This window comes from Thioalkalivibrio paradoxus ARh 1 (assembly GCF_000227685.2).
Classification (GTDB): domain Bacteria; phylum Pseudomonadota; class Gammaproteobacteria; order Ectothiorhodospirales; family Ectothiorhodospiraceae; genus Thioalkalivibrio; species Thioalkalivibrio paradoxus.
On record NZ_CP007029.1, the window covers coordinates 1,002,429 to 1,015,526 of the forward strand.

The 13,098-nt window shown below is 65.2% G+C and carries 10 protein-coding genes; all 10 read left to right on the plus strand.

Going from position 1 to position 13,098, the window contains the following annotated elements; genetic code table 11:
* Window positions 1-338 precede the first annotated feature (338 nt).
* The 10 genes from THITH_RS04670 (at window position 339) to dsrE2 (ending at window position 13,034) form a co-directional block, all read left to right on the plus strand.
* Window positions 339-1,508, plus strand: a complete 1,170-nt coding sequence (locus THITH_RS04670; RefSeq protein WP_232222249.1) for an efflux RND transporter periplasmic adaptor subunit — start codon at window positions 339-341, stop codon at window positions 1,506-1,508.
* 96 nt (window positions 1,509-1,604) lie between these two features.
* Window positions 1,605-5,639, plus strand: coding sequence for an efflux RND transporter permease subunit (locus tag THITH_RS04675; RefSeq protein WP_006749004.1), 4,035 nt, complete (start codon window positions 1,605-1,607; stop codon window positions 5,637-5,639).
* Between the two features lie 36 nt (window positions 5,640-5,675).
* Window positions 5,676-6,290: an OmpH family outer membrane protein gene (locus THITH_RS19530; RefSeq protein ID WP_006749003.1), complete on the plus strand. Its 615-nt coding sequence runs from the start codon at window positions 5,676-5,678 to the stop codon at window positions 6,288-6,290.
* Between the two features lie 724 nt (window positions 6,291-7,014).
* Entirely contained in the window at window positions 7,015-7,374 is a 360-nt protein-coding gene (locus tag THITH_RS04685; RefSeq protein WP_006749001.1) for a sulfur globule family protein, read from the plus strand.
* Between the two features lie 72 nt (window positions 7,375-7,446).
* Complete coding sequence (locus THITH_RS04690; RefSeq protein WP_006749000.1) at window positions 7,447-8,082, plus strand: AAA family ATPase; 636 nt, start codon at window positions 7,447-7,449, stop codon at window positions 8,080-8,082.
* Window positions 8,083-8,121: 39 nt separating this feature from the next.
* Window positions 8,122-9,165 carry a hypothetical protein gene (locus tag THITH_RS17040; protein ID WP_051418620.1) on the plus strand — a complete coding sequence of 348 codons (1,044 nt, stop codon included), beginning with the start codon at window positions 8,122-8,124 and terminating at the stop codon, window positions 9,163-9,165.
* 98 nt (window positions 9,166-9,263) lie between these two features.
* Window positions 9,264-9,851 (plus strand): DUF302 domain-containing protein, encoded by a 588-nt coding sequence (locus THITH_RS04705; RefSeq protein WP_006748864.1) that lies wholly within the window; start codon window positions 9,264-9,266, stop codon window positions 9,849-9,851.
* A 54-nt stretch (window positions 9,852-9,905) separates the two neighbouring features.
* The gene (locus THITH_RS04710) at window positions 9,906-10,448 is read left to right on the plus strand and encodes a hypothetical protein (protein ID WP_006748863.1); all 543 of its coding nucleotides are present in this window, start codon (window positions 9,906-9,908) and stop codon (window positions 10,446-10,448) included.
* Window positions 10,449-10,493: 45 nt separating this feature from the next.
* Complete coding sequence (locus tag THITH_RS04715; RefSeq protein WP_006748862.1) at window positions 10,494-12,029, plus strand: dynamin family protein; 1,536 nt, start codon at window positions 10,494-10,496, stop codon at window positions 12,027-12,029.
* Window positions 12,030-12,563: 534 nt separating this feature from the next.
* Window positions 12,564-13,034: a sulfur carrier protein DsrE2 gene (gene dsrE2 / locus THITH_RS04720; protein WP_006748860.1), complete on the plus strand. Its 471-nt coding sequence runs from the start codon at window positions 12,564-12,566 to the stop codon at window positions 13,032-13,034.
* The last annotated feature ends 64 nt before the right edge of the window (window positions 13,035-13,098 follow it).

A 13,098-nucleotide genomic window follows, 5' to 3' on the forward strand; every position in this document is an offset into this window, starting at 1 on the left:
AATCCGATTCACGGGGCTGAACGCCTTGCGGGAGAGGAAGACAGGCGGTCGTTATCGGTGGCGCGGCCGCTGTTGCAACAGTGGGTTGCTGCCTTGAACGTGTCGATCATCGATTACGCACTAATTTATATATTAGGTTATACTTATTCAGGTGGCCCGCGGAAGCTCCGCGCGATCCGGGCGGCGTGTTCTGGCCGAGGCATCGATCCGGCACACGGGCGCGGTGGGTTATGGTAAAAAGGACTTTCCTTCAGGCCGGATGTCTCGACCCGGCCGCAATTCAGCCTGCGGACCGATTTGCCAGCGCCTACACTCAAGATTTCGACATGAAGACGAATATGACTCCAAGCAGAGTATTTCTGGCTGCCCTGGCTGCAGCCGCGTTTGCGCTCGCGGGCGTCGTCCAGGCGCAGTACGGGCGGGTGATCACCGCGGAGGCCGCGGCCGCGGGAGAACAAACGATCAGCGGCACGGTGGTGCCATTCCGGGAGGTCACCCTCACGGCGCAGATCGGCGGTCGGGTGACGCTGGTTGCCGGTGCCGAGGGCGATTTCTTCGACCGCGACGAGGTATTGGTCGCCATCAGCGACGAGCGTTTGACCGCCCAGCGGCGGCAGGCGCTGGCCGAACTGCGTTCGGCCGAAGCGGCGATGCGCGAGGCGCAGATGCAGTACGGCCGGGAGGTTGCGTCGCCGCGGGCGCGCGACATCGGCCAGATGCCGGGCATGGGGATTCCGTCGATGTTCGACCAGCTGGTCACGCGCCCGATGGGTTCGATGGCGGGGATGGGCGATCCCACGGTCGAGCGGCAGGCGGATCTGTACTCGCGCTACATCGGAATCGACCAGGCCGCGTCGCGCTGGCAGCAGGCACGCTCGCGCCTCGAGGAGATCGACTCCGCGATTCGCGATACCCGCTCCGTGGCCCCGTTCTCCGGGCTGATCATGCACAAGCACGTTGAGGAGGGGGACACGGTCCAGCCCGGGCACCCGCTCGTGACCTTCGGTCATGTCGAGTTCCTGCGCGTGGAAGCCGATATTCCAGCCCGGCTGGTCGGGCGTCTGCGCGTGGGCGACATGGTGCGCGTGACCCTCGACGTGGGCAAGACCGAAGTGGATGCGCGGGTCGCGCAGATCTTCCCGATCGCCGATCCGCAGCGGCACACCGTCACCGTGAAATTCGACCTGCCCCGCGGCGTTCCGGGCGGTCCGGGAATGTATGCAGACGTGCACATTCCGGGGACCGAAGCCACCCCGGGCGTCGTCCGGATTCCGCTGTCGGCGATCGTCCCGGGGGGGGCCCTTCCCAGGGTGGCCGTGGTCGAACCCGATGGCACGACGCGAGTGCGGATGGTGCGACTGGGCTCCGTGCAGGGTGACATGGTGACCGTGCTTTCCGGTCTCGAGCCGGGCGACCGGCTGCTGGATTCGCCCGATGCCACGATCCGTTCCGGCGAACGTGTCGAGCCCGGCACCGGTCCGCGCCCGTCAGGCCCCCGCTTCCGCTAACCCCCGCTAGCCGCTGGGCCGGGAGCCGGCCCACCAGGAGGAGTTGCGGCCGTTCCCGGCCGCACCGGGACACAAAGAACGAGACTGATAACAACCATGTCCGAGCAAAAAACTCAGCAGGCAGGCGAAGGCCAGGAACCCGAAAAGGATCTCGGCCTCGCCGGCCGGATGGCCCAGAGCTTCATTCACTCTCCGCTGTCTCCGCTACTCCTGCTGGCGACGCTGGCCATTGGTGTGCTGGGTTTGATCATCACCCCGCGCCAGGAGGATCCGCAGATCTCGGTGCCGATGGTCGACGTCTTCGTGTCCTACCCGGGGGTTCCGTCGGAACAGGTGGCCAGCCTGGTCGCGCGGCCGCTGGAACGCCTGATGAGCGAGATGTCCGGGGTCGACAACGTGTACTCGATCTCGCACCGCGGTCAGGCGATGGTCACGGTGCAGTTCGATGTCGGCGAGGAAATGGAATCCTCGATCGTGAAGGTGCATGACAAGCTGATGTCGAACCGGGATCTGATGCCGCCCGGGGTGTCGGAGCCGATGGTCAAGCCGAAGGGTGTCGATGACGTCCCGACCGTCACACTGACCCTTTGGTCGCATGATCTCGACGACGCGCTGCTTCGACAGATTGCGCTGGATAGCCTGCAATACCTGAACGAGGTGCCGAATACCTCCCAGAGCTTCGTGGTCAGCGGGCGCGAGGAAATGGTGCGGGTGGAAGTCCAGCCGGAGCGCCTTGCCGGCCACAACGTGACGATGGAGCAGATCGCTCAGGCGCTACAGGCCGCGAACTCCGAACGGACCGCCGGCAGCGTCGAGATCGGCGCGACCAGCACCCCGATCTACACCGGTGCGTTCCTTCGGGACGCCGAGGATATCGGCCGCATCCTGGTTACCGTCGAGGAAGGGCGTCCCGTCTACGTCCGCGACGTGGCGGAAGTGATCTACGGACCCGGCGAAGTCGACCGCTTCGTGCGCTATTACACCGGCGTCGCGGGCCACCATGCCGACGAGGCGCCCGAGGGCGCCGCCGCGGTCACGATCGCCATTGCGAAGAAGGAAGGCAGCAACGGCGTGGCCGTGGCCAACGGCATCCTCGAGCGGCTGGAGATGCTCAAGGGGCAGGTCATTCCCGACAACGTCGAGGTTTCCGTTACCCGCAACTACGGCGAGACTGCGAACGCGAAGGTGAACGAGCTGATGTTCAAGCTGTTCATCGCGACCGCCGCGGTGACGGTGCTGGTGTTCATCTTCCTCGGTCTGCGGGCAGCGGTGGTGGTGCTGATCGTGATCCCGGTCGTGCTGCTGTTCACCGTGTTCAGCGCCTGGCTGATGGGGTACACCATCGACCGGGTCAGCCTGTTCGCGCTGATCTTTGCGATCGGTATCCTCGTCGACGACGCGATCGTGGTGGTCGAGAACATCTATCGCCGCTGGCTGATGAAACGCGGCGTTGACACCGAGACGACGGTGGACGCGGTGGCCGAGGTCGGCAACCCGACCATTCTCGCGACCTTTACCGTCATCGCGGCGCTGCTGCCAATGGGTTTCGTGACCGGCATGATGGGCCCGTACATGCAGCCGATCCCAGCGCTGGGTTCGGTGGCGATGCTGTTCTCGCTGGTGGCGGCCTTCCTGTTCACGCCCTGGCTTGCGTGGCGCCTGCGCCCGACGATCGACTACCTGCAGCGGGCCGAGGAGAAGGAACACAAGCAGAACGAGATGATGGGGCGGTTCTTTTCCAAGGCCATCCCCGGGCTCGTGCACAACCGTGTGTACGGTTGGGGGTTCCTGATCGGGATCGTCGTGGTGTTCTTTCTCACCGTGATGCTGTTCTTCACCAAGGATGTTTCGGTGAAGATGCTGCCGCTGGACAACAAGCCCGAATTCAACGTGGTGATCAACTTCCCGGAGGGCACTGCACTGCCGCGCACGGCGACGCTCACCCATGATCTCGCGATGGTGCTCCGCGAACTGCCCGAGGTGACGGCCGTTCAGGCCTACGTCGGGACTGCCTCGCCGTTCAACTTCAACGGTCTGGTGCGGCATTATTATCTGCGCCAGGAACCCTGGCAGGCCGATATCCAGGTTCAGCTCGTCGACAAGGGCGACCGCAAGAGGAGCAGTCACGAGATCGCGGTCGAGGCGCGCGAGATTCTTGCCCCGATCGCCCACGCCGCCGGTGCGCGGGTCCAGGTCGTCGAGATGCCGCCCGGTCCGCCGGTACTGCAATCGGTGGTGGCGGAAGTCTACGGGCCCGAGCCCGAGATTCGCCGCCGCGTTGCGCGGGATCTCGAACGCATGTTCGATAACGCACCGCATCTCGACGACGTCGACAGCTTCCTGCAGGCGCAGTACGACGTCTGGCACTTCATCGTGGAACGCGACAAGGCGTTGCGTCGGGGCGTGACGGTCGACGCGGTCAACCGTACGCTCGAGACCGCGGTCGGCGGCCAAATCGTCGGCGACGTGAAGGCCCGGTCGCTGGTCGAGCCGCATCTGATCCAGATCCGCCTGCCGATGGTCGTGCGCTCGGATCTGCAGCGACTGCTGTTGCTGCCGGTGCCGAACATGGCCGGAGGCTCGGTGCCTTTATCGGAGCTGGGTGAGTTCGTGCGCCTGCCCCAGGACGAACCGATCTTCCACAAGAATCTGCGGCCGGTCGAGTACGTGACCGCCGAGACGGTGGGCCGCCTGGCGGCGCCGATCTATGGCATGCTCGAGGTTCAGGAGCAGTTGAAGGAATACCGCCTGCCTGGCGGAGGCGAACTCAAGCCTCACTGGGTGGGGCCGCCCCCGAACGACGGCAACGTAGCGTTCGAGTGGGCGGGCGAGTGGACGGTCACCTACGAGACCTTCCGCGATATGGGCATCGCATTCGCGATCGCACTGGTGCTGATCTACATGCTGGTCGTCTGGGAGTTCGGAAACTTCCTGTTGCCGGCCATCGTAATGGCTCCGATCCCGCTGACGCTGATCGGGATCATTCCCGGCCACTGGCTGCTCGGAGCCGAATTCACCGCGACCTCGATGATCGGTTTTATCGCACTCGCAGGAATCATCGTCCGGAACTCGATCCTGTTGGTGGACTTCGCGCGGCATCAGGTGGCGGAAGGGCAGTCGGTGATGGACGCGATGATTAACGCCTGCCAGGCGCGCACTCGGCCGATCCTGATCACCGCGTTCGCGCTGCTCGCGGGTTCCAGCGTGATTCTGTTCGATCCGATCTTCCAGGGCATGGCCATCTCGCTGATGTTCGGCACGATCGTCGCCACGCTGCTGACTCTGCTGGTCATTCCTCTCGGCTGCATCAGTGCCCGACGCACCTTGGAGGCGAACGCGGCCGGTGGGGGTTCCGGAGGTGCCGCCGCGTGTGCCGTGCAGACCGAACCGAACGGTGAGCCAGATCAGGGAGGCCCCAGGTTCCCGTCCAGTACGAAGATGACCGACCCGGCGGGTGGCCCCGTGATGAAGTTCATCGGGTTGACCGGTCTCTATCTGCGGTCGCTGGCAGCCAGCTTTGTCGAAGGTGTGGTGCAGCTGTTGCGTGCGCTTGCACGCTGGATCCTGCGTCTGGTGGGGGGCGGTGACGGTCCGCGGCCAGGCGGTGGCGGTCCTGCGGCGCCTCCGGATGGCGGTGGTGGTGGCGGCCCTGCCGGGGGTACTCCCCGCGGAGATGCGCCATCGGGTGCACAGGGGACGCAGGCGGAACCCGGCGAGCACGGCGAATCGCGCGGTCGTGCCGAGGCGCCGGAGCATCGGTCCGAAAACGAGCCGCAACCCGACCGCAAACGCAGTGCCGGCAGTGGACGCGCCGGGGCCGAAAACACCGAAAAGGCCCCATCAGGCACTGCCGTCCCGGCCGCCGACGAGGAACCGAAGGCGACCCGCGCATCTACCGGACAAGAGCCCCCAACCAGGCGCGCTTCCAAACCGGCTTCGGGGCGGGCCAAGCCCAGGGCGGACGCAGATGCCGAGGCGTCTGCGTCCAAGGGCGGGGCTCGGCTGGGCAGCACCGACCACAGCACCGGGGCCCACGAGGCAGAATCCGACGATGATGAAGCCGCCAAAGGCGCGTCGTCGGGTTCCGCAGCAAGCGGTGCTCGCCGCCGGCGCGGCATTCGCTTGAAATGATTTACCCACGACTCTCAATGCAAGGAGATCGACCTTATGAAGCATGAAGTGAGCAAGCGTTTCGGCAAGTTTTCCCTGACCGCACTGGCCGTGGCCACGGCGTTCGCACTCGCGGGTGGCGCTCAGGCAGAGGAAGGGCAGGAAAAGACCGCTGCCGGCTACGGTTACGGCGTTCCGGCCTATGGCCAGGCTCCGATGGGCTACGGCCCGCGTCACGGCTATGGCCCGCGTGAGGGCTTTGGTCCCCGGCATGGCTATGGAATGCCGCCGCGCCCGGACTTCATGGATCGTGAAAGGCCGGCGTTCGAACCGCCGCCCTGGGTCCGCGAGGGTTACCCCGCCGAGATGCCGGAGATGTCCGAGGAGATGAAGGCGCTGATGGCCGAGCGCGAGGAGCGCATGAAGGAAATCGAAGCCGAGCGCAAGGCGTACATGGAGAAGATGGAAGCCGAGCGCAAGGAGTACATGGAGCAGATGGAAGCGATGCACGAGGCGCGCATGAAGGCGATGGAGGCCGGGCGCGCGGCCTATATGGAAGAAATGGAACGGCAGCGCAAAGAGATCATGAAAATGATGGAAGAGCGCCGCAAGGGAATGGAAGAGCGTGGCGCGGACCGCGGCGGGTACGGCTACGCCCCGGCCGCCGAGTAAGCGCAGCGCTTGGCGCTGCGGGTGACCGCGACGATGCGGTTACCCGCGGCGTGACAGGAGATCGGGGGCGATGAACGATAGGGCAGCGGATCGCGCAACGCGACTGGCGCCACGCTGGGCGTTTGGGCCGTGCATTGCGCTCTGCCTGTTGCTGGGAGGGGATGTCCCGGCCCGCGATCGCAATCCCTGGGCGGTCCCGGACCATCGGCCTCCGGCACCGACCTATCAGCCCTATAATGATGGACGGTTTGCCCCGCCGGAATATGACCCGACTTTTGATCGACGTCGGCCCAGGGACCCCGTAGCTCCACTGACCCAGCCCGGTACGCGCTATGACGAGATGCTGCGCCACACGCCCGGCATTTCGTATGGACTGCAAGCGCCGGGTGTTGCGGGTACGCTCTACCCGGGGCTTGGGGACAGCTACGGGCTGTTGTCGCCCTGGTCGCTGGGGTACCCGGGGCTCGGTCTTTATCCGGGGCTGCTTCCGTACGGAGGCTATCCGGGTAGTAGTATGCTCTATCCTGGAACCGGTCTTGGTACGTCCGGGCTGTTGTCGCCGCTCTACGGATCTCCACTGGGCACCGTTCCGCTGTTTGGACTCCACTATTGAGCATGGCGACTGAAGCACAATCGACCGAAGAACAATAATGCGTGCTGGTTGATGGCCCTCTTGGCCGGCATGCAGTTCAAACGAGGGCCGAACTCCCATTGGAGGTTGTACATGAGTAAGATCGTTAAGGCAGTTGTTCTGGCTGCGTCCCTTGGTGCCCTTTCCGCGGCCCCGATGATGGCTTCGGCGCAGTGGGGTGGTCCCGGTGGCTGGGGTGGTCCTGGCGGCTGGGGTGGGCCGGGGTATGGATACGGCGGCCCCGGCTACGGCTACGGCCCGGGGTATGGTCGCGGTCTGGGTGACATGTTCGGCTTCGGCGACATGTTCAGCGACTTCGACTTCTCGGCTCGCGGTACCGGCCGCGGTCACGGCTACGGCCGCGGCTACGGTGATGCCTACGGCTATGGCCAACCCTACGGGTACGGGCCGGGTCACGGCTACGGCCCCGGCTACGGTGGCCCGCGCTGGTAAGCTCGCCGTAAGTGCAGCCTGCCCGGTCTCGACCGGGCAGGTTCTTTCCACTTTGTCGTATCGAGGCCGTGCATGCTGACAGTGATTGGCAACCTCAAGGGTGGCACCGGCAAGAGTACGGTCGCGTTCAACCTGGCACTGTGGGTGCTGAGCAACAAGCGTACGGTCTTGGCTGTCGACCTCGATCCGCAGGCGACGCTGACCGATGTGATTCGTGTGCGTGAAGAAGAAGGTTATTCGCCGTCGCTGGAGCTGTCGCAGAGCCTAGAAGAAGCCCTGCACGCGAGCGACAAGTATCAAGAGATCATCGTCGATGTCGGCCCCTCCGACCTCGGCACCATGTATGCGGCGATCCTCGCGGCCGACCAGGTCGTGATTCCGGTGCCGCCGAGCCAGGCGGATGTCTGGTCCACGCAGCGCTTTGTGCGCAAGATCCTGGAACTGCGCGGCGACCGGGAGAAGCCCGAGATCGTCGGGTTCATCAACCGTGCCGATACCCACCAGGCCGTGCGCGAGTCGGACGAGGCCTTTGGTGCTTTGGGTATGATCGACGGCCTGAGGGCGGTACGCCCGCGCCTGCGCCAGCGTATGGCCTTTCGCCGCTCGTTCAGCGAGGGGCTGTCGGTGCACGAGCTGGAGCGCCGGGGTAAGGCAGCGCACGAGCTGGATGAGTTGGCCAGGGCGCTCTTCCGAAAGTCCCGCCGGTGATACCGGGGGGTTCCCATGCACAACCGATGTAGGTGACTCATGTCTGCGGTACGCACTTTCTTGCGGAAGTACTGGATCCTGCTCGTCATTCTGCTCTGGGTGATTGCCTGGGCCAACCGGGACTGGCTGGCGGGAGGCACTGCGTCGGATTCAGCCCCAGCGGAGATGACTACCGAGGCGGCGGCGGTTCCGGATGAACCCGAAGCGGTAGCCGAAGCCCCGGCGCCGGCAGTGCCGGACGAGCCTGATACGGTGGCCGAGGCCCCGGTGCCGGCAGTGCCGGACGAGCCTGATGCGGTGGCCGAGGCCGCTGCGCCGGCAGTGCCGGACGAGCCCGACGCGGTGGCCGAGGCCCCGGCGCCGGCCGGTCCGGACGAAACCGCAGCGGTAGCCGAAGCCCCAGCGCCGGCAGTGCCGGACGAGCCTGAGACGGTGGCCGAGGCCGCTGCGCCGGCGGTTCCGGAGGAGCCTGAGACGGTGGCCGAGGCCCCGGCGCCGGCAGTGCCGGAGGAGCCCGAGGCGGCGGTCGAAGCCCCGGCGCCGGCAGTGCCGGAGGAGCCCGAGGCGGCGGTCGAAGCCCCGGCGCCGGCAGTGCCGGAGGAGCCTGAGACGGTGGCCGAGGCCCCTGCGCCGGCAGTGCCGGAGGAGCCTGAGACGGTGGCCGAGGCCCCGGCGCCGGCAGTGCCGGATGAGCCCGAGGCGGCGGTCGAAGCCCCGGCGCCGGCAGTGCCAGAGGAGCGCGACGCGGTTGCTGACGCCGATGCCCCCGGAGTGGTCGCGTCTGCGGATCTTCTTGCCGAAGCTCGGTCGGCCTTTCGCAGCCGCGGGCCGCGTGCGGCGGCGCAGGTGCTGGCAGCGGGTCTGGAGGGCGTCGCGCCCGATGCGCCCGAGCGGGCCGACCTCTATGGTGAGTTGGGCAATTTCCATTTCGCGGCGGGAGACACTCGCCGCGCACTCGCTGCGTTTGATGACGCGCTGCGGGCGCTGCCCGAGAACGAGCGGGCGTCGATGCTGCGGCGTCTTGCTCCTGTCTACGACCGTTTCCATCCGTCCGGCCGCGCATATCTGGAGCGATTCAGGTAGAATATTAGGAGGTTCTGAAATGGTGGGCGGCAAGCAGGGCAGCCTCAACCGGGGGCCGAGCCCCGGCGCTTATCGGTCGCCGACGACGGGGATGCTGGATGCGGTTGGTGCGGAACGTGCTCGCCCTGGTGGGGCTGCTAACGCTGGTGGCGATCGGTGGCCTGATCCTCGTCCTCGAGCCCTATATGCACAAGGTGCGCAGCCTCGATGAGGCTGCGCTCGGCGTTTATTCCGAGGTTGCACGAACGATACTTGCCACCGGTGATCCGACGGCGGCACTCGTCTACCAGCGCAGTGTCGCAGCCGGGCTCACGGTTGCGGATGTCGAGATTGCGCTTGGCAGGGCCGCCGAGGCGGCGGACCTGCACACACTGGGAGCGCTGTCGGTCGATCGGCAGGTGCGGAACCGGGCGGGCGTGGGGTTTCCGTTCCTGAAGGTCTACCTGTTCTGCGAACCCGAGCTGGCTGCGGACCTGATCCGCCATACCACGGCGATGGCGGCGTTTCTTCCCTGCAGGATCATCTTGCACGAGGATGAACGTGGTGGGCTCTGGCTGATGACGCCGAATCTCGACCTGGTGATTCATGGCGGCCGACCCTTGCCGATCGCGCTGCAGGAGCGCGCGCTGGGTCTGCAGTCGACGCTGCGGGAGATCGTGGACCGCGCTGCGGCGGGTGATGATTGAACCCGGCCGGCGGCATCGCCGAGCCCCTATTCCATTTTGGCTGGAACTGACGTAATGAGTGAATTCGACTATCGTAACGACGCCCGGCACGTGGATCCGGACGAGTACGACGTACGTTCCCGACGACTGCAGTTGATCGTCTATTCTTCGCTGGTCGCGTTCGTGGTGCTCGCGGTGTACGGGTTCTGGCTGATCACAAGCCTGACCCGGGACGTGAGCCGTCTCGCGATCGAGATGTCGGCGATGACCCGGACGATCGACCGGGAGATGACGGTGATGGCGGCGAAGATGGGCGACATCGACGAACGCATGGTGTACATCAACGAGAACATGGTCTCCATGAACGAAAATATGCTCGCGATGAACCGCAACATCGCCTCGATGACCCGGGACATCGGCACGATGAACGTCAATATCCGCTCGATGTCTTCGGACACGAAGACCATGGCGGGGTCGACCCTGCACATGCAGCGCGACATGTGGAGTCTGAACCGCAACGTGTCGGGCCCGCTCGGCATGATGAATTCGTTCAACCCGTTCAGTGGCAATCCCGGTCCGTTCCCTGGATCGCCGGCCCCGTTCTTTCCCCAGCACTGAGGCCGTCGCCAGGGCGGCCCTCCAGACCTACGACACGGAGCTTGCATGTTCAACCGTCCCGGCAACCGAGTGAGTCAGCAACTAAGTCGCCTCAGCAACCGTCTGTCGGAGGAAAACCCGGCGCTGGAAGGGGTTGTGAGCCCATTCCAGGCCCTGGACCGGGTCGGATACGCGGCGGGCCTGCTCGATCCGGAGGAAGAGTCTTACGCCTTCACCATTTCCTGGTGGCCGATGATCGCGGTGCTTGGCACCTTCTCGGCCGGCAAGTCGACGTTCATCAACGAGTACATCGGAACCACGGTACAGCGCAGCGGGAGCCAGGCGGTCGACGACCGTTTCACCGTGATCAGCTATGGCACCAGCGACAAGGTCCAGGAGCTTCCCGGGCTGGCGCTGGATGGCGATCCGCGGTTTCCGTTCTACCGGGTCAGCGACGAGATCGAACGGCTCAGTGACGGAGGAGGCCGCACGGTCGATCATTTCCTGGCGATGAAAACGGTTCGATCCGAGCGCCTGCGGGGGCGCATTCTGATCGACTCGCCGGGATTCGATGCCGACGAGCAGCGGGCGACGATCCTGCAGCTGACCGACCACATCATCGATCTGTCGGATCTGGTGCTGGTCTTCTTCGACGCCCGGCATCCGGAACCCGGTGCGATGCGCGACACGCTCGAACACCTCGTCAATCGTGTCGCGGCACGCAATGACTTCACCAAGCTGGTGTTCATCCTGAACCAGATCGACACGACCTGGCGCGAGGACAACCTCGAGGAAGTGGTATCGGCCTGGCAGCGGGCCGTGGTGCGTCAGGGCACGGCGACCGGCCGCTTTTACTGCCTGTACAACCCGAGCGCGGCGGTCGAGATCGGCGACGAGAAGGTACGCGCGCGCTACGAGTACAAGTCGGCCCAGGACCGGGAGGAGATTCACCACAAGATCGCCGAGATCAGTTCTTCGCGTTCCTACCGCATCGTCGGGGCGATGCAGGCCATCGCCGAGTCGATCGAGATGGACGCCCTGCCGGCGCTGACACGCGCACTCGGCCGCTGGCGTCGGCGCGTCGTGCAGGCGAACGCGCTGTTGATGGGCGTGGTACTGGCGGTGGCGATCTGGGCCGGCCAGTCGCTGACCGGCGGCTTCGCTCCGTGGTTCGATGGCACCCTGACCCAGTCGATGCGGGACCACCCGGTGATTTCGACCTTGGTGGTGCTGCTTTTCGCAGGCGTGCTTCTCGGGATCCATTATTTCAATCGTGGCTGGGTCGCGCAGCGCATCGCGCGGACGCTGCCAAACGAAACCGCGTCCGGAAACTGGCGCGCGGCGTTTCTTCGCAACACGGCCTTCTGGCGTTCGATCTTCCTCAAGGCGCCGGCAGGGCTGGGACGGGGCGCGATCCGGCAGCTCCATGCGCTGCGTGAACAGGCCGAGACCTACGTGCAGCGCCTCAACGATCAGTTCATGGATGAAGGGCATCCACCGTCCGCGACGGAGCCGGCCCATGCGGCGGCGCCTTCCGGTCAGCGCGAGCAGCCGGCGCCAGACGCGGGAGGCCGTGCCGCACGCTCCGATGCCGCGGGGTAGCGGCGGCATCAGGTCCTCGCAACGGTTGACCGTAGGTGCTAAATGCGCATAAAATAAAGGGTTTAGAGAATACCCGCGCGATCGGGCAGGAGCGATACGATGACAATTCTGGCATGGATCATGTTTGTTCTGGCGATGGTTTTGGTCCCGGTCTCAGTATGGGCGAGCCTCGCGGCCCTTGGGGTTTGTGCAGGTTGCGCGCTGGTCCGGGACTGGCGGCGCGATCGAGAACTGGAGACACCGCAGGGTAAGGGTGTCTGAGCAGAAAATGCCTGGTTGTCGTAGATGCCGGATTCGCGCCTGAGCGTCAGGCAGGCGGATCTTCTCGGTCTCGCCGGTTGCGCGCCGCAGCAGGTTTGAACCAACCCTGCTGCGGCGCGGTGCTGTAATCGCAGGACCAGGGCCCGGCGGGATCAGTTCGGTTCCGGCCCAGACCGGAGCCGTAGCGGGCCGGCCGGTTTCTTCGGGAATTCCGTGGCGGTTGTCGTTTCGGGCGCCACGCCGTACATCGACCAAAGTTTGGGGATATTCGACATGAGTGACAGCAAGAAACTGGCCATTATCGCGACCAAGGGCAGCCTGGACTGGGGGTATCCCCCGTTCATCCTGGCTTCCACCGCGGCAGCGCTCGGGTACGACGTTGAGGTGTTCTTCACGTTCTACGGGCTGCAGCTCCTGAAGAAGAAGATGGATCTGCAGGTCAGCTCGCTCGGTAACCCGGGCATGCCGATGCCAATGCCCGTGCCGGTTCTGCTCCAGGCGCTTCCGGGCATGCAGCGCATGATGACGGTGATGATGAAGCAGAAAATGAAGGCCAAGGGGGTTGCGAGCCTGGAGGACCTGCGCGAACTCTGCATGGAAGCGGAAGTCCGCATGATTGCTTGTCAGATGACGGTGGATCTGTTCGAGATGGATACTGGCGAATTCATCGACGGTGTCGAGTACGCCGGGGCTGCCGCGTTCTTCGAGTTCGCCGGCGAAGCCGATATCTGCCTGTTCATCTGAGTTCCGCCCCGAACGCGAACGCCCCCGCGCGCCCTTGATGGCGCGGGGGCGTTCGCGTTTCTGG